The 16,337-nt window shown below is 70.6% G+C and carries 19 protein-coding genes and 2 pseudogenes; 10 read left to right on the top strand and 11 right to left on the bottom strand.

What is annotated here, in order from left to right:
• Positions 1-42: 42 nt before the first annotated feature.
• Both ACWEVS_RS13125 and ACWEVS_RS13120 read right to left on the bottom strand, forming a co-directional pair.
• A complete protein-coding gene (locus ACWEVS_RS13125) occupies positions 43-1,287 on the bottom strand; it encodes a methionine adenosyltransferase (RefSeq protein ID WP_452551543.1) in 1,245 nt (414 codons plus the stop codon).
• Complete coding sequence (locus ACWEVS_RS13120; protein WP_452551542.1) at positions 1,287-2,276, bottom strand: glycosyltransferase; 990 nt, start codon at positions 2,274-2,276, stop codon at positions 1,287-1,289. Before ACWEVS_RS13120 ends, ACWEVS_RS13125 begins: the two co-directional genes overlap by 1 nt.
• 177 nt (positions 2,277-2,453) lie before the next feature.
• Between ACWEVS_RS13120 and ACWEVS_RS13115 the strand changes: the two genes are divergently transcribed.
• The 3 genes from ACWEVS_RS13115 (at position 2,454) to ACWEVS_RS13105 (ending at position 5,348) form a co-directional block, all read left to right on the top strand.
• A complete protein-coding gene (locus ACWEVS_RS13115) occupies positions 2,454-3,806 on the top strand; it encodes a hypothetical protein (protein ID WP_452551540.1) in 1,353 nt (450 codons plus the stop codon).
• Positions 3,807-3,836: 30 nt separating this feature from the next.
• Entirely contained in the window at positions 3,837-4,460 is a 624-nt protein-coding gene (locus tag ACWEVS_RS13110) for a recombinase family protein (RefSeq protein WP_452551670.1), read from the top strand.
• Positions 4,461-4,610: 150 nt separating this feature from the next.
• Positions 4,611-5,348 (top strand): FAD-dependent oxidoreductase, encoded by a 738-nt coding sequence (locus tag ACWEVS_RS13105; protein ID WP_452551539.1) that lies wholly within the window; start codon positions 4,611-4,613, stop codon positions 5,346-5,348.
• Between the two features lie 221 nt (positions 5,349-5,569).
• On the opposite strand, the gene ACWEVS_RS13100 is transcribed toward ACWEVS_RS13105, so the two are convergent.
• Positions 5,570-6,223 carry a DUF4386 family protein gene (locus tag ACWEVS_RS13100; RefSeq protein WP_452551537.1) on the bottom strand — a complete coding sequence of 218 codons (654 nt, stop codon included), beginning with the start codon at positions 6,221-6,223 and terminating at the stop codon, positions 5,570-5,572.
• Between the two features lie 57 nt (positions 6,224-6,280).
• Here ACWEVS_RS13100 and ACWEVS_RS13095 point away from each other — a divergent pair, with 57 nt between their 5' ends.
• Positions 6,281-6,901 (top strand): TetR/AcrR family transcriptional regulator, encoded by a 621-nt coding sequence (locus tag ACWEVS_RS13095; protein ID WP_452551536.1) that lies wholly within the window; start codon positions 6,281-6,283, stop codon positions 6,899-6,901.
• Between the two features lie 98 nt (positions 6,902-6,999).
• Here ACWEVS_RS13095 and ACWEVS_RS13090 read toward each other — a convergent pair whose 3' ends face one another.
• The gene (locus tag ACWEVS_RS13090) at positions 7,000-8,217 is read right to left on the bottom strand and encodes an FAD-dependent monooxygenase (protein WP_452551534.1); all 1,218 of its coding nucleotides are present in this window, start codon (positions 8,215-8,217) and stop codon (positions 7,000-7,002) included.
• Between the two features lie 173 nt (positions 8,218-8,390).
• Between ACWEVS_RS13090 and ACWEVS_RS13085 the strand changes: the two genes are divergently transcribed.
• Positions 8,391-9,032: a TMEM175 family protein gene (locus ACWEVS_RS13085; protein ID WP_452551532.1), complete on the top strand. Its 642-nt coding sequence runs from the start codon at positions 8,391-8,393 to the stop codon at positions 9,030-9,032.
• Positions 9,033-9,047: 15 nt separating this feature from the next.
• Here ACWEVS_RS13085 and ACWEVS_RS13080 read toward each other — a convergent pair whose 3' ends face one another.
• Entirely contained in the window at positions 9,048-9,200 is a 153-nt protein-coding gene (locus tag ACWEVS_RS13080) for a hypothetical protein (RefSeq protein WP_452551531.1), read from the bottom strand.
• Positions 9,201-9,381: 181 nt separating this feature from the next.
• On the opposite strand from ACWEVS_RS13080, the gene ACWEVS_RS13075 reads away from it, so the two are divergent.
• On the top strand, positions 9,382-9,795 hold the full coding sequence (locus tag ACWEVS_RS13075; protein WP_449922866.1) for a hypothetical protein: 414 nt from the start codon (positions 9,382-9,384) through the stop codon (positions 9,793-9,795).
• Between the two features lie 326 nt (positions 9,796-10,121).
• Here the strand turns inward: ACWEVS_RS13075 and ACWEVS_RS13070 are convergent, their stop codons facing one another.
• A complete protein-coding gene (locus ACWEVS_RS13070; RefSeq protein WP_452551529.1) occupies positions 10,122-10,757 on the bottom strand; it encodes a transcriptional regulator in 636 nt (211 codons plus the stop codon).
• On the bottom strand, positions 10,754-11,149 hold the full coding sequence (locus tag ACWEVS_RS13065) for a DNA-binding protein (protein WP_449922872.1): 396 nt from the start codon (positions 11,147-11,149) through the stop codon (positions 10,754-10,756). The genes ACWEVS_RS13070 and ACWEVS_RS13065 overlap by 4 nt, the downstream gene beginning before the upstream one ends.
• Positions 11,150-11,207: 58 nt before the next feature.
• Between ACWEVS_RS13065 and ACWEVS_RS13060 the strand changes: the two genes are divergently transcribed.
• Together ACWEVS_RS13060 and ACWEVS_RS13055 are read left to right on the top strand one after the other, a co-directional pair.
• Positions 11,208-12,428 (top strand): PEP/pyruvate-binding domain-containing protein, encoded by a 1,221-nt coding sequence (locus tag ACWEVS_RS13060; RefSeq protein ID WP_452551527.1) that lies wholly within the window; start codon positions 11,208-11,210, stop codon positions 12,426-12,428.
• Positions 12,429-12,462: 34 nt separating this feature from the next.
• On the top strand, positions 12,463-13,056 hold the full coding sequence (locus ACWEVS_RS13055; protein WP_452551525.1) for a histidine phosphatase family protein: 594 nt from the start codon (positions 12,463-12,465) through the stop codon (positions 13,054-13,056).
• Positions 13,057-13,132: 76 nt separating this feature from the next.
• On the opposite strand, the pseudogene ACWEVS_RS13050 reads toward ACWEVS_RS13055, so the two are convergent.
• The 3 genes and pseudogenes from ACWEVS_RS13050 to ACWEVS_RS13040 form a co-directional block, all read right to left on the bottom strand.
• A pseudogene (locus tag ACWEVS_RS13050) lies at positions 13,133-13,735 on the bottom strand (Tn3 family transposase).
• A 199-nt stretch (positions 13,736-13,934) separates the two neighbouring features.
• Positions 13,935-14,105: pseudogene (locus ACWEVS_RS13045) on the bottom strand (DUF4158 domain-containing protein); the annotation flags it as partial.
• A 205-nt stretch (positions 14,106-14,310) separates the two neighbouring features.
• Entirely contained in the window at positions 14,311-14,640 is a 330-nt protein-coding gene (locus ACWEVS_RS13040) for an STAS domain-containing protein (protein ID WP_452551523.1), read from the bottom strand.
• A 213-nt stretch (positions 14,641-14,853) separates the two neighbouring features.
• Here ACWEVS_RS13040 and ACWEVS_RS13035 point away from each other — a divergent pair, with 213 nt between their 5' ends.
• On the top strand, positions 14,854-15,474 hold the full coding sequence (locus ACWEVS_RS13035; protein WP_452551668.1) for an erythromycin esterase family protein: 621 nt from the start codon (positions 14,854-14,856) through the stop codon (positions 15,472-15,474).
• Here the strand turns inward: ACWEVS_RS13035 and ACWEVS_RS13030 are convergent.
• Positions 15,375-15,827: a MarR family winged helix-turn-helix transcriptional regulator gene (locus ACWEVS_RS13030; protein WP_452551522.1), complete on the bottom strand. Its 453-nt coding sequence runs from the start codon at positions 15,825-15,827 to the stop codon at positions 15,375-15,377. The two genes, ACWEVS_RS13035 and ACWEVS_RS13030, sit on opposite strands and share 100 nt — an antisense overlap.
• A 79-nt stretch (positions 15,828-15,906) precedes the next feature.
• Between ACWEVS_RS13030 and ACWEVS_RS13025 the strand changes: the two genes are divergently transcribed.
• Positions 15,907-16,299: a VOC family protein gene (locus tag ACWEVS_RS13025; RefSeq protein WP_452415443.1), complete on the top strand. Its 393-nt coding sequence runs from the start codon at positions 15,907-15,909 to the stop codon at positions 16,297-16,299.
• Positions 16,300-16,337 lie beyond the last annotated feature (38 nt).

The following is a 16,337-nucleotide window of genomic DNA, read 5'->3' as shown; positions in this document are numbered from 1 at the left end:
CGGCCCCGGCGGCGGTCTCGCCGGGGGGTGGGGGTGCGGCGCTCACGCGGTGGCCAGCTTCCCGGCCAGCAGCTCCGAGCGCAGATCATCCAGCCCAGCCATCACCTCGCCGATCACGCGGCGTGCCACCGACTCGGCGATGGGGTCCGGGCCGCAGGCCTGGACGACGGCCTGCCACGGGTCGTGCAGGTCACGCCCGGACTGCGACACCAGCGCGACCGCGCAGGCCAGCCCGCTCTCCTCATACAGACGGCGGGCGGCCTCGGCGGCGGCCAGGTTGTAGAGCTTGCCGACGTGGTAGACCGGGTTCTTGCCCGACACGCCTTCGGCCGACCACGGCCGCAGCATGCTGATCAGCCCGTTGGCACGGTTACCCCGGCCGACCACGCCCTCGTCGCCGGACTCCAGGGAGGAGCCGGTCGCCGTCAGGTACAACTCGGGCCGGGCGTCCTGGTCACGGGTGTTGACCGCGACCTGCACCCGGTGGTCCGGGGCGAGCTGAGCGGCCAGGTCGCCGATCAACTCCCGCATCTGCGCGCGCCGGCCAATGTAGGTGTCCAGGTCCGGGGTGTGGCGGGCGATCTGCGGCACGCAGACGGTCACCCGGATATCGCGGTCGTGGCGGATGACCATGAGTTTGATGTCGGTGCCGTAGTGCGGGTGCGCGGCCTTGAACGTCTCGCTGCACAGGTGGGTCTCGATCGCGGCGGCGAGCTGCTCGGCCATCCCGTGCGGCGCGTAGCCGACGCCGGCGGAGGTGTCGTTGGCGAACAGCCGATGCCGCTCGGCCAGATCCTCCAGGCTGCGCGGGGCGAACCAGCGCTGCCGCGACGCCTGCTGCTCCTGACCTCGCCCATCATGGACCGCGCCGGGGCTGGAAGCCTGCGTCAGCTGGGTGCGGACCTCCACCCACCTCCTGGTGTCCAGCAGCGGCAGGGCCTGCCCCAGATAGTCCTTGACCGCCGTGGTGACGATGTCGGTGACCGGGATGACCTGATCGCCGAGTGCCGCGGTGATCCGCCCGTTGACCAGGACCTGGACCGGCGCGGTCAGCTCCCCGAAGCCGAACCGCACCTCGGCGGCCCCGCCCAGCAGCGCGGTCTTGTCGGTGTTGTGGTGCAGGATCGCGCCGAAGGTATCCAGGCAGTAGCGGCTGTAGGCGCGGGAGATGGCCTCGGCCACACCGTCGGCGAGCGTGTCGGGATGCCCGGAGCCTTTGCGCTCGACCAGCTCCACGCCGGTCGTGGCGGTGACGGCGGCCAGGCCGCTGGTGGTGATGATTTCCATCAGGTGCTCTCCTTGGTCGGCGGTTCGGTATAGACAGCAGCAGAGACGGCGGGGCGGCGGCCGAGCAGCCGCAGCCGCCACCGTTCGGCGTGGTAGGTGGTGATGCGGGCCAGGTCGCGGGCCGACTCCACGGCGCGGGAGCGGTCCAGGAACGCCCACCCCTGGATCAGTCCGCCGGTCGCCTCGCCGACAGCGGCCCGGTCGGCTTGGATCGCGGCGGGCTCCACCCGCACACTCAGGTGCATCCGGGCCACGCAGATGCCGTGTCCCGCGCCCTGACGGACGAAGTACCGCAGCGTGGTCTCGGTCCGGTAGATCGGGTGGCGGACCACGGCCTTCGGCTCGATCAGCGTCAGGTGACCGAGCTGGCGGGCCCGGTCGATGAATTCCAGGTCCTCGCAGTCGCCCATCCACCGTCCCCGACGGCCCAAGTCGGTGCGGAACAGCCCGATCTCCAGCGCGATCTGGCGCTCGAACAGCAGGTTGCAGCCGGTCACCCAGTACGGCCACACCGCCGGCTCGCGCCCCTTGGGCCAGTCCACCGCGCCGTGGCACTCGCGCAGCGCCTTGGTCAGCACCACCGCCTCGCCCTGCGGGTACTCCACGAGGGTGCGGCCGCCAACGGCGAAGACTCCCTCCTCCTGGGCGGCGGCGACCAGCGTCTGCAGCCACGCGGCCTCCGGGGTGATGTCCGGATCGGTGATGGCCACGTAGCGTCCCCGGGCCGCGCAGATCCCGCGGTTACGGCCCGCGCTCAGCCCCGGTTTCGCCTCCTGCAGCACGCGCAGATGGAAGGGCCATGTGCGCTGCCGCAAGGCGTTGGTGATCGGGCGGAACGGCCCCGGAGGATCGTTGTCCACCACCACCACCTCCAGCAGATCGGCCGGCAGGCTCTGCAGGGCGAGCGCGTCCAGCAGGTTCCTCACCGCCGCGGCGTTGCCTCGGGCACTGACCACGACCGACACCAGCGGCGCGTCGGGTTCTACCATCGGTTCCCGCCCTCCTTCACCCCGTCGCGAACGGACACCGCCCATTCACCGCCGCCGACGCCGCGTCCGGAAGCCGAAACGTGTTGCCGAGGTGTTGCCGACCTCCTGAAGGGCCCCTGGCCTTTCGACAGGAGCTATCTACTGTGAAAGTTCAGGAGGCCGCGCAGAGGAGAGCCGATGCACGACCAGCCCTTCCGCCACCCGCTGACCGCGCTGCGCGCCGCGCTCGGGTTGCCTGCCGACAAGTACCTGGACCACCTGGATGACGCGCATTTCGCCCTCGGCTACGGGCGCATGGCCAAGCGGCGCGAGAAGGTCTCCCGCTGGGAGACGGGCGTGCACAAACCCGACGAGCACGCCCAGCACGCTATGGCCCGCCTGCACGGCATCCCGCGCGAGGTCGTCGCAGAACTCGGCTGGCCGGACTTCCTGCTGCGCGCCTTTCCCGATGACCGCCCGGTCCGCTACGGTCCCTGGACCACAGCAGGTACCGTGGCATCAATAGAGGCTGCCGCGCGGGGAGGCTCCATGGACCGACGGGGATTCCTCATCTCCAGCGGCGCGGCGCTGGGCGCCATCGCCCTCCAGTGGAGCGACACCCTCACCGACCTACCCCTGCCTCCATCTCAGGGCCGCCGGCTGACCGCCGCCATGCTCGCCCGCCTCGAACAGCGCCTGGATGACCTGCGCCACCTCGATGACGTGCTGGGCAGCACCGAGTTGCGCCCCTCGGCAGTGGCCGAGTACAACCTGCTCAGCACCCTCGCCCAGCAGGCCGTCTACGACGGCGCCGTGGCCAGACGCCTGTTCTCTGCTCTGGCTGAGGCGTCCCGGATGTGCGGCTGGCTGTACTTCGACTCCGGGCTGCATGCCGCCGCCCAACGCTTCTACATCACCTCGCTGCGCGCATCAGCCACCGCGGGAGACCCCGAAGTCGGCGCCAACACGCTCAATTTCATGGCGATCCAGACTTACTCCGTGGGCAATCCCCAGGATGCGGTCAACCTCATCCGGGCCGCCCAGGTGCAAGTTTCCGGACACACTACGGCCCGGGTCCGTGCCAGGCTGCACGCCCGCGCAGCCCGTGCCCTGTCCAAGACAGGAGACCTCAAAGGCTGCGCACGCGAACTCGACGCAGCCCGCGACGCCTACACCGCCGGACCACACGACGATGATCCGCCGTGGGCCTACTCACTCACCGCCGGGGAGATCGAAATGCTGGCGGGCTCGGCCGCCCTCGACCTCAAAGACCCTGGCCGCGCTCTGGAGCACTTCGCCGCCGCTCAACAAGCCGAGTACGCCGCCGCCGGACACGTACGCGACAGCGTGCTCTACCTGGCCCGCTCAGCCCACGCCCATCTCGAACTCGGAGACCTGGACGCGACCTGCGCGACCGCCACGCAAGCACTCACCCAGAACAAGAGCGTCGGCTCCTCTCGCCCTTCCGACGCACTCAGCGACCTCCGTGACCAACTGGCCTCCCATCGCGACGTCCCGGTCGTCCGCGAGTTCCTCAGCCTGAGCACGTAGCCCGCCGCGGCGTCGGCCGCGTTCCGAAGGATCGGCCGTCCTCATAAACGCGACAAGATCTTCTCCGAAAAGATCAGCACCCGCATCCGAGTCCGCCCCCAGTTCGAGGCCGCCCTCCCCCTGGCCCGCGAGATCAAGGCCCACGCCCCGCACTGCCGCGTGCTGTTCACCGTCTGTGAGATGAAGCGACTGGGCCGAGACGCCGCCGAGCTCACCGCCCTGGCCGACCACCTGACCGCCCACGGCCTGATCCTGGAAATGCTGGCCGGCCCGCTGCCGGGCATCTACGACCCCAGCGGTCCCGGCCGCATGCTCTTCGGCTTCTTCGCCGCCATGGCCGAGACCGAGCGCGAAGCCATCCGCGAAGCAACCCTGGAAGGACTCGACGCCGCCGCCCGCAAGGGCAAGCACGGCGGCCGGCCAACCGTCATCACCGACGACATGCTGCACACCGTGCTCCGCCGCCGGGCCGGCGGCGAGTCCGTCGAACAGATCCGCCCCGACCTGATCATCCCCACAGGCAAGCGCAAGGGGCAGAACCCGGGCCTGGCCAGCATCTACCGGGCGCTCGCTGAGCACGAGAAGGCCCAGGCGTACCCCGAAGCCGTCGCCCAGGCTCGCGCCGACTTCGCCGACCTCCACACCGTCGGGTGACCTCGCGACCTCACGACGGCAGCAACTCCGGCGTGCCCTCGCTCATGAGCCTCACCGCAGGCGATCTCCTACCCAGCTACAGAGTCGCCGCATCATCGCAGTTCAAGGGCATATCCGACGAAAGTTTCTTCAGGACTACTGGGACCCCTGGTGGCCACCGGGCTGGCCGACGTGCTGCCTGCCGTACCGGGCCTGGCCGAGCGGTGGGGCCGCGACGTCGTGCACTGTCCCTACTGCCACGGATGGGAGTCCCGCGACCGGCCGCTCGTGGTTCTCGGGACGAGCCTGCTGTCGGCGCACACGGCACAGCTGTGGCGCCGGCTCACCGACGACGTCACGTTTGTGCTGGATCCCGGCGTGCGGCTCGGCCCCGAGCAGGACGAGCAACTCGCCGCGCGGGGCATCGGCGTCGTCCGCGGCCCCGTCACCGCGCTCCGTACCGAGGAGGACCGGCTCACCGGGGTACGGCTGGCCGACGGCCGCCTCATCCCCTGCCAGGCGCTGGCCGTCACCACCACGCTCGCCGCACGGGCGGACTTCCTGGCCGGTCTCGGGCTCGAACCGGTCGACTGGATGATGGGCGGACATGTCGTCGGCGCCCGCATCGAGGCCGACGAGAGCGGCGCCACGGCCGTGCCCGGCGTGTACGTCGCGGGCAACGTCACCGACCTGCTCGGGCAGGTCGCCGGTGCCGTCGCTGCCGGGGTGACGACGGCGGCGGCGCTCAACGCCGCCCCCATCGCCAAGGAGATCGAACACGCGGTCGTCGAGCACCGATGGGCCGGAGAGACCTCCTCGGCCCGGATCGAGGCCGAGGTGCCGTTCTCGGCCCGGATCGCGGCCGAGGAAGGCGCGCGGGTCACGAGCGATCGGAGACACGGACGGTGAAGGACACCGACCCGCCCGGCGCCGACCGGCTGCGCCAGGCGGTCGGCGCGGTCGCCCCCCGGAGGGCTCCTGCTGATCGTCGACCACACCGCCCATGTCACCACCGGACCACGGGCCGCAGCGTGCGGCGTGCAGACGGGGACCAGGGAACCGCGGCAACGGAGATCGTCGTGATCGATCCGCCCTGGAGAGGCCCGGGCTCCTCCGCGGGAAGGTTCCGATCAGGTCAGGGAGGGGACACCGGCGCTCAGGCCGGTGGTCCGCGCCGGAAGGAAGGCCAGGCACAGCGCCCATCCGCTCCAGGCGACATAGCCCGCGAAGTTGGCCAGGTCGGCGCCGGGAAGACCCAGCGGCACGAACACCCCCGCCGCGATGGCCAGGGCCGAGCCCATGCCCAGGACACCGAACCAGCGCGGCGACCCCGGCAGCGCGACCAGCAGGAGGACGGTCCACGCTGCCGTGAACAGGTAGCCGAGAGTCTCGCCGATCCCGGTGCCGAGGTAGCCGTGGAGCGCGGAGAAAACGGTCTCCGCCACCTGTGGCTGCTCCGCATGGGCCAGCCCTGGTACGGCGAACGGCCAGCGGAGCAGGCCGAGTACCTGGACCAGCCCGGCCAGCACGCCCGCGTGCACCGACAGGGTGGCGGCCGCGCTGGGCGGCAGCCTCCTGCCGAGCAGGACCGCCGCGGGGATGAGCGCGCCCGCCCCCAGCGCCAGCAGCAGGAACCAGGCGGAGATCGTCGCCTGGTCGGCGGCGAACCTGGCGAGGATCTCCGCCGGCGGTTCGGCCAGGACGTCCGGATAGCCGAACGCGACTCCCAGACCGACGAAGGCGGTGTTGGCCGCGAGCACACCCGCGGTGAGGAACCATCTCATGGCGCCACTCCTAACTCTGAACGATGTTCAGTATTAAACACCGTTTAGAGTTAGCTTGTGAAGAGAGGACCGCAACGTTCGGCGAACCCCGAGGCTCTGCTGGACGCCGCCCTGGAGTTGATCGACGCCGGCCGGCTGACGATGCGGGCGCTGGCCGCCCAGGTGAACCTGACACCCGGCGCGCTCTACACCTACTTCCCCGACCGTGCGGCGATCGTGACGGCGCTGACCGACCGGCTGCTCGGCGCCGCCGACCTCGGCCTGCTGGAGGACACGACCAGGACGAGGGACGAGCGAATCGTCACGTTCGCGCTGAACCTGCGCGAGGTGCTGATGCGCCATCCCAGGGCGGTGCCCTCGATCCTCGGCGCCGCGTTCACCGGCCCCGTCGCGCTGCGGGTCGGCGAAAGCCTGCTCGGGGCACTGCCGGATCCGCGCGCCGCCTACACCGTCATGGTCTACGTGCTGGGCGCGATCGCGCTGGAAGCCGCCGAGATCGAGGAAGCGGGCCCCGACGCCGTCGCACCGGAGGCCCATCGGATCGCCGCCCGCAGGTCCGCCTTCGTCGTCGACCCCGAGGCCTTCCCGCATACACACGCGGCGGCGGACGTCATCGCCGCGTACGTCTCCACCGAACAGTTCCGCTGGGGCCTCGAGCGGGTCCTGTCCGCGCTCTAGGCATCCCCGCCCTGGGGGTGGCCAGGCCGTGAAGGACGCACGATCCAGCCGGGCCTTCAGGTGGCGAACCGCCAGGGGCGCCGGCGCCCGGCGCCGGCTCAGTTCGTCGGTGGGCTCTCGTCGTCATGGCCGCGCATCCGGTCCGCCGCCCGGCTCACCCCCAGGATGAGCCGTTCCACCGCCTTGTCGATCCGGTAGTACAGCCGTGGCGGGACGTGCGGGAGCAGCCGGGAGTGGCGCTGGCTGAGCAGCGTGAACATCTGCGCGGGCGGAAGGCCGACATAGCGCGGAAGGTTCTCGTACCACTGGGCGCTGTAGCGGGCCGATCTCTGGGTGGGCCGGATCGCGGACTTGCGTACCCGCTCGTAGCGGGCGAGGGCTGTCTCGAGATCCGGCTTCTCGTGCAGCGCGGCGGTCAGGATCGCGGCGTCCCCGAGCGCGAGGGCGGTGCCCGCGCCGATGGAGAAGTGCGTGGTGTGCGCGGCGTCGCCCACCAGCACGAGGTTGCCGCGGGACCACGTCCGGTTGGTCAGGGTGCGGAAGTTCAGCCAGCGCGCGCTGCCGCCGGAGTGCGCCCGGCCGATCAGCGGGTGGCCGTCCAGGACGTCGGCGAAGAGCTTCTCCAGCATGGTCAGGCAGTCGGCCTCGCTCGCCTCGTCGAACCCGAGCCCCTTCCACGTCTCGGGTGAGCACTCGATGACACAGGTGCTGTTGGCCTTGCCGTACCCGTAGCCGTAGCACCAGATCCAGCCATGCGCGGTCTCGGTGAAGGCGAAGGTGAAAGGGCCGAACACCCTGGTCGTGCCGAGCCAGATGTACATGTTCCGCCCGACCGCGACCTCGGTGCCGAAGTGGTCGCTGTGGCGTTCGCGCAGCACGCTGTTGATGCCGTCGCCGGCCACGACGAGGTCGGCGCCGGCCAACTCGGCCTCGTCGGTGATCTCGCGCTCGAACTCGATGTGCACGCCGAGGGAACGGGCCCGGTCGGAGAGGATGCCCATCAGCTCACGCCTGCCGATGCCGAAGCCCTCGTCCCAGTGATCCACCGTCACGGGCTCGCTGTCGCGGACGTGGGCGACCCAGCTGTCCCAGCGGACCGAGTTGGCGATGATGGCCTCCGCGGACTCGGCGTCGGCCCGGTGGAGGTCGTAGAGCAGGTCGTCCCAGTAGGTCACGCCCCAGCCGTCCGTCGCCCCGGCCGGGTTCCGCTCGTAGACGGTGATGTCATGGGACGGGTCCACCCGCTTCATCAGGATCGAGAAGTACAGGCTGGCGGGCCCGCCGCCGACGCAGGCGACCTTCACACGAACTCCCATTGTAGCTCAAAGTAAATGATCTGTTGCATTGAGTAACAATGCTATGTGCCTGGACGGTTTTCTGTCTCTGAGCCGCCGGTCAGAAGATGACCAAGGATCGAGACGGCGCGCCGCTGCGATGTCCGGCCGCGTGACACGCTGATCGTCCAGTCCTTCTGACATGGAGATCCGCCGTGGCCGCCGAAACTCCGGACGTGCCGTCCGGGCTCGGCAGGGAACGGGTGGCCGCCTTCACCGACGCGATCCTCGCGATCGCGATCACGCTGCTCGTCCTGGAGATACCGCGCCCTGGAGCGAGCGACCTCCCCGACCTGGCAGGGTTCCTCGCCGAGCAGCTCAGCTCGTTCTTCGCCTTCGTGGTCACCTTCCTCGTCCTGTGGCAGGTGTGGCGGGCCCATCACCGGCTCTTCGACCAGATCGAGCGCCTGTCCGGTCCGCTGGTGGCGGCGCACGTCCCGCTGCTGATCTTCGCCGTGCTCCTGCCGTACGGCACGACGGTCTTCGGGCTGGCGGACGAAGCCACCGGGCAGGACGCGGGGACCGCCCTCGCGGTCGGCCTGCTCGCCGGCAACGTGACCGCCGTGCTGGTGAGCCAGGCCCTGCTGGTCAGCCTCGTCCTCCGCCAGGGGTTGCACCGCCCCGGCACCGACCTGGCCCGCCTGCGCTCGGACGCCTGGGTGGGGTGGACGATCGGTCTCTACTGGGCCGCGACCACCGTCGCCTGCGTCTGGATCGCCGGCGTCGTCCCCTACCTGTGGCTCGCCTCCCCGGTGGCCGGCCACGTCGCCCACACCCTCACCGGACGCCGCCACTGACCGGCGCGTGCGGCGTCACGTCCGCGGCCCGGGTCCTTCCGGCCCCCGCCCGCCTTCCGGCGGCAGGCCGTCGCGCATGCCAGGAGCGATCAACCCGGTCTCGTAGGCCAGGACGACCCCCTGGACCCGGTCGCGGAGGCCGAGCCTGGAACAGGATGCGCGCGACATGAGCCTTCACCGTCGTCGGGCTGCGGGTCAGGCGGTCGGCGAGTTCGTGTGCGCCGTCGAGACGGGGACATGCGGGCATCCGAGGAGGACGAGTGCAGAAATTAGCGCTGGCGATCTTCTGATGATCTGAGGCCCCGCAGGGCTTGTATCCGGTACCCAGGTACAGGTTTACGGTCGGTTCATGACACAGCACATCGCCCTGGAGGCGGGATGGGTCCCGCCGTCGTGCACCCTGCCGAGCGCCGAGCGGCCGCTGCGAGTGGCGGAGTTCGACGCCTTGTTCGCCGACGCCGTCCAGCGGGTCGAGCGGCCCGGCCGTGAGCGCCTGCTGCTGGAGCTCGCCTTCACCTCCGGGAACGCCGCCCGCGCCGCCGAACTGGCTACGCGGGAGAACGGCTGCTGCTCCTTCTTCACCTTCACCCTCACCATCGCCGGCGGTGGCCTGGCCCTGGAGGTGACGGTTCCCGCCGAGCACGCCGACGTCCTGGACGCGCTGCAGGCGCGCGCGAGCACCTCCGCCGGTGCCGCGTCCGAGAACGCGGGTACGGCGGTTATCTTGGGTGACTCTCTGCGGTTAGGCGTGTCCGGTAAGTAGCATTAGATGTACTTGCCAGACTGATATCCGCGGGTAGTAAGGCATGTTGGTCATGCCTGGTGCACTCGCGCAGCCGTACCGAGCTGAACGGGCCGAGACCGCCGACGGGACGATGTGGTGGGTCGTGGTCGACGAGGACTTCGTCCTGCAGACGAGGCGTCGGCGTATCTGGCGGGATTACGGGCGGCGGGCCGGGCGCGCTCAACACCAAGAAGACCTCCTCGGGCCGGATCGCGCTCTACCTGTCGAACTGCCAGGGCCACGTACCGATGACGGGTGGGGGTTCCTGCGCCTCACCACGACCTTCGGCCGGCCCCCGATGCGCGTCACGGTTCCGCGTGGCGGTCGATGCCGAGGGTGGCGATCAGGTCTTCGTGGAGCTCGAACCAGACCCGGTGGCAGGAGTCCACGTCGGTGCGATCGACCCAGGCGACCTCCCCAGCCCGAGCGCGCGCCAGGGCGGAGGCGAACCGCGCGTCGTAGCCACGGAACCGGGCGAGAACCCTCCCGAGCCGATCAGAGAGCGGCAAGAGCCCACGCCCGACCACCGCGAGGTCGTCCAGAACTCTGGCGTCCCAGGAGGGGTCGGAGTGGTCGTTGCCGGCGAGCCGGTCACCGTCGGTGGGCCGGATCTGCCAGTCGGTGCAGGCTCGCTGCAGCAACGCGTTGAGCGGCAGGAACTCGCGGTAGACGTCACGGACCTCGCCACCGCCCCTGGCGCCGGCGAGTTCGGCCGCGAGCAGGCGCTCGTTCTCGGTGCGCCCTCGCTCGGTCAGCGACCAGCCCCCGGTGCCGGCGAACGCGGAGTGCTGGACCCAGCCGCGCGCCTCCGCGTCGTACAGCATCTCCTTCGTCTCGGCCGCATCGAGCCCGTACCGCCGGGCGATCACCGGCGTGTCGGCGAACCCGGTGATGCGTACGGCATGCAGCACCAGCAGGTCAGGGGCGGAATCGTGCGTCATGTGTCGGCGTCCTGTCGTGCCGTGAGGCGGTTGTAGTACTGCTGGCAGGCCTGCGGGGAGTTGAACCCCATGGCCTGCGCCATCTGCGCCCAGGTCAGTCCCGCGCTGCGGGCGATGAACAGCAGGGCGGATTCGAGCCCGTCGACCTCGGCCCGCGCGGCGGGAAGAAGGGCGAGCGCGCTCAGGGTGTCCTCCGGGCTCAGCTCGGCCTGCCGCCAGACGGCGAACTGGACGAGGTCGATCGCCGAAGGCGGGACGGGCGGCGGCCGCCACGGGCGAGGGTCGAGCGCGTCCGCGCCCCGGTCGAGCAGGCGCTCACGCGCCTCCTTCTCACGGTCCGCCTGGGCGCTGTCGGCTTGAGCCGTGTGGGCGATGTCCTGCTTGCGCGGCATGGACCCATCGTGCACAATCAACAAAAAGTTGTCAACAAAACGTTGAAAGGCGGAACGGGTGATCATAGCCTTGGCGGAGGCCGTCTCCAGCACTTGCGGTGGCAAGGCCGGGGCGCTCGGCGCCCTGCTCCGCGCGGGACTACCGGTCCCCGACGGCTTCGTCGTCCCGTTCGCCACCTACCTCACCGCCGCCCACGATCTGGACCTCGGCGCGCCGTACGACCTGGGCCTCGGCGGGCCGTACGCTCTGGACGCGGTACGGCAGGCGCTCAAGGCCCACCCGCTCGACACCGCCGAGCTCAGGCACGCGCTCGCCGGGCTCGGCGATCCACCCGTCGCGGTGCGATCCTCGGCCGCGAACGAGGACACCGGCCAGTCCTCGGCGGCCGGCCAGCACGAGAGCTTCCTGGCCGTGCGCGGAGCCGTCGAGGTCGCCGATGCCGTACGCGCCTGCTGGGCCTCGCTCTTCACCTCCCGAGCCGTCGGCTACCGGGGCCACCATGATCTCGCGATGGCCGTCATCGTCCAGCGCCATCTGGACGCCGAAGTCTCCGGAGTCATGTTCACGCCCTCAAGCCCCGACGGCCCGACCGAGATCGAGGCGTCCTGGGGCCTCGGCCCCAGCGTCGTCGAGGGCAAGGTCACCCCGGACTCCTACCGCGTCACCGGCGACGGGACGATCCACCGCACCATCGCCGACAAACACACCCGCCTCGACCGGCACGGCGACCGGCTCGTGCTCGGCGACGTACCGGCCTCCGCGCGTCAACACCCCACGATCGACGACGCGACCGCCACCCGGCTCGCCGAACTGGGCGAGGAGATCGCCGCACTCCGGGGCGGACCGCAGGACATCGAATGGGCCATCGCCGACGGCCGCCTCTGGGTCCTCCAGGCCCGCCCGATCACCGCCGCCCTTCCCCAACGAACCGAGCCTTCCCGGCAGTCCGGCGCTCCGGTCGGCACGCTCATCGGAACCCCGGGCAGTCAAGGGACGGCGACCGGCACCGCCAGGATCGTCCGCGGCCCCGGAGACTTCTCCCGCGTGCGCCCCGGCGACATCCTCATCTGCCCTTTCACCGACCCCGCCTGGACACTGCTGCTGCGCATAGCCGCCGGCGTCGTCACCGAAACCGGCGGCATGCTCTCCCACGCCGCCATCGTGGCCCGCGAACACGGCATCCCCGCCGTCCTCGGAACCCCGGCCGCGACGACCAAGCTCCGCGACGGCACCACCATCACCATCAACGGCTCCACCGGCACCATCACCTACCCCTGATCGCCGACCGAACGGAAAGGAGACGGTCCGCCCGATGCCGACTCGCCACCTCTACCTGACCCGCCACGGCGCGTCCGACCCCTTCGGGAACCTCACCGACACCGGCCGCCGGCAATCGGCCCTACTCGGCGAGCGCCTGGCCCACCTACCGATCGACGCCGTATGGCACTCCCCACTCCCCCGCGCCACCGCGAGCGCCCACGAACTCGCCCGCCACCTCCCGACCGCGTCAGTCGCCGAGGCCCCCGAACTCATCGACCACGTGCCCTACGTCCCCCGCCCCGCCGAGACGCCCCCGTCGTGGACCGGCTTCTTCGACGGCTACGACGCCACCGAAGCGGCCCACGGCCACCGCCTCGCCGACGCACTCGTCGCCCGCTTCACACAGCTCCCCGACACCGACACCCACGAGGTCCTGATCACCCACGCCTACCCGATCGCGTGGCTCGTACGGCACGCGCTGGAGGCCCCGCCGTACCGCTGGCTCGGTCTGAACAGCGCCAACACCGCCCTCACGATCATCGAATACCGCCCCGGCCTGCCCCCCACCCTGGTGATGTTCAACGACCTGAGCCACCTCCCACCCGACCTACGCTGGACCGGCTTCCCCACCAGCACCAGACCGTGACACCCAGTACGGCGAGCCGGACCACCGCTTCGGCGAGCAGGCCGGCGTTCCATCCATCCGAACGTGGTACTGGAACCTATGGGCGCACCCGCAGGCCGAACACCAGGTCGGAGTAGGCGGCGGTGTCGGTGACCACCATCTCCGGCTTCGGGCCGCCGTCGAGGTTGAACATGGCGTCCAGGATGAACAGCGAGTCGCGCAGCGTGCCGGGCACCACCAACCCGCCGACGCCCATCACCTGGTCGTTGACGACGTTCAGCCAGGTGGCGCCGTGCTGGCGGCCGAAGTAGAGCGGGTTGTGGCCGGTGTGCAGGTTCTGCACCGGCACGACGAAGCGCAACCCGTCGGCCGAGGCGATATGCCCCGACCCCCACGCCTTGACCACCTCCAGGCCGGACTGCGCGGCGATCAGCCGGGCGTTGGCCGCCGCGATCGTCTCACCACGCACCTACCCCTGGTCGACCTGCTGCAGCCGGGCCCGGGTCAGCGCCGGCACATTCGGCTTCTCGATCGGCACTAGGCCGACGATGCACGCCTCGGCCACCAGCAGGCCGCACAGGCTGACCGCGAAGTCGTCCATCCGGGCGTCGGCTCCGGAGACGTGGGTGAAGTCGGCCGCCGGCCCGGTGCGGTCGAACACCTCCAGCAGCAACTCGGGGAAGTCGACACGCGGCAGCATGCCGTCGACCAGGGAGCGTAGTTCCTTCATCAGCGGCGGCTCGGCGAGCGGGCCGAGCTTCTCCAGACGGAGCCGGCCGTCGACGAACTGCACCGCGGTGTTGGTGTCCGTCCAGCACCTGCGCGTACGCGCCCTCCAGCGCGCCGGCGAGCTCGGCCAGATGCCCGGCCGGTTCGGCCTCCAGCTCCATGCGCACTGTGCCCCACCGCACGGCCCAGCCCAGCCGGGTCGCCGCGCGGCGTTTGCCGGCCAGTGCACCGAGCGCGGCGCGATCCAGCCGGAAGAACTGCTCGAGCTCGGCGACCGATGGCTCCTCGGGGAACCGGCCGTAGCGGGCAACTTGCTCATCGGAGAGGAATTCGAAAGGCATGGCCCAGGACCGTAGAGCTCCCGACCAGGCCCAACACCGCTCGTCATCGAACCGAAACGAAGATCAACTATCTAGCGCTCATCCTCCTCGGAGGCATGCGTGTAGGCCGCTGGCTTCCCGCCTTCCGGGCGACCGTACCCGGCGGTCCCGACGAAGTCCCGACGGCGGCCGGACCGGTTCACCCGCGGCGGCATGAGACGGACGTTCAGGCCGGCGCCTCCAGCAGGCGGTCGAGTCCCAGCGGGACGAGCACCCGATGCACCCGTGGAGGCACGTGGGTCAGGCAGAGAGAGCCGCCCGCGTCCAGGAGACGCCACCGGAACGGCACGAGCACGCGTAGTCCGGAGCAGTCCATGAAGGTCACCTGGCTCATGTCGATCTCGATGACAGGCGCCGCTCCACGCCTCACCAGGTCGACCTCAGCCTCCACCAGTTCGGTCCGCAGGCAGCCCGCGGTCGCCATGTCGATCTCCCCGCACGGAGAGATGACCACGCGGTCGCCCTGATCAGCGGACGTCACTTTCAGCCGTTCCATCACGAACCTCCATCAACCCGCCTAACGGGGTGCCCGAAATGTCACGTGTGTGGTGGAAGCTGACCACATCTCGCCGCGCCGCGTCCCCTCCGCAAGGCAAATCCCCGGCAACAACCTCTCCAACCGGCCGAACCCACACAGGAAGGTCCCGCTCAGGCCGGCTGCGGCACTCGGCCGTCTCCGGGCGGAGCAGGCAGGAAGGCGAGGTAGGCGCTGGAGATCAGCCACGCCGCGAGCCCCCGGCAGGCCCTCACCGCGCTCCACGACTACCTCGCGGCCCATGTGGACGCGGACCTGCTCCCCTGCGCCGCGGAAACCCTCGACCGTCTGCTCGGCGCCGACGACCGGTGGGCCAACCCCGCCACGATGATGGACCCGTCCCGGTCCGTGGGGCAGTCGGCCGAGGCCAGGGAGCTGCTGCTGCTCGCCGACGATCTCGTGGCGCTGCTCGACGCGGAGACACCGCGCCTGATCGCGGCGTCCTCGCGGGACGGCTGGGACCGGGCCCGCCTGTACGGGCGCGCCGCCACGGGCCTGCTGCGCTACCACTTCTGGATGGCCGACACCTCGCCGGGCCGCGTGACGCGGCTGCTGGGCCTGCGGAGTTCGATGATCGCGCTGGCTACTTCCCGCTGGACCCGGCCCACCTGGCCGGGAACGACGGGATCGTGTTCGTCAAGGACGTCCGGCGGAGCTAGGTTCCCTCTGCCTTCAGTGCGGCGATCGTCGGCGGGTTATTCCTCCAGGGCTACCGCTATGCGGTCGAGGTCGGTGAGGAGCGCTGCCATCCGTTGGGGCGGGATCGCTTCGACCATGCGCTGCTCGATGGCGTAGACGGCGGCCTGGACCGCCGCCAGGCGTGCGTGGCCCTCTTCGGTGAGGTGGGCGGGCCGGGCGCGGCCGTGGTCGGCGGTGGCGGGCCGGGTGATCAGTCCCGCCTCCTGCAGACCCCGCAGGACGACGTTTCCGGACTGCCGGGTGACGAAGGTCGCACGGGCGAGGTCGGCGTTGGACATGCCGGGGTGCAGGGCCAGGAGCTCGAGGGTGGCGTACTGCGGCACGGTCAGCCCGTGCTCCCGCAGGGCCCTGTCCATGGCGCCGCGCAAGGCGGCCTGGGCGCGCTTGAGCAGGTACCCCACGTGTCCGGTGACGTCCTTCGCCGGCTCGGTCGGCAAGCTCTCCTTCATGTCAGCATTTTGACATAGGAATCCCCCGGTCCTAGCCTTGGCTATGTCAAAGTTCTGACATACAGGATCGAGGAAGACCATGTCCATCACCGTCAACGGCCCCGACTTCGTCGCCCTGCAAGTTCGCGACGTGGCCGCGGCAGCCGCCTTCTGCGAGCAGCACCTGGGCCTGCGCCGGGCCGCCGTCTCGCCGCCCCACGCGGTCGTCTTCGACACCGAGCCGACCCCGTTCGCCGTCCGCGAGCTCCTCCCGGGCGTCGACCTCGACGACACCGCGCGGCCCGGTCTCGGCGTCGCACTGTGGTTCCAGACCTCGGACGCCCACAAGCTGCGCGACCAGCTCACCGCCGCCGGGATCAAGATCCTCACCCCGGTGGCGGACAGCCCGTTCGGCCCGATGTTCTCCTTCGAGGGCCCTGAGGGCTACACGCTCACCGCGCACGGAGACAGCGGTCACGGTCAGGTTCGGTGACCTTCGCGTCCTCTTGAGCCCACGGAACGCGGCGTGCC

This window comes from Nonomuraea sp. NPDC003754 (genome assembly GCF_053605785.1).
The sequence above is the reverse complement of the archived record's forward strand: the minus strand, read 5'-3'. Positions and strand labels throughout refer to the sequence as shown.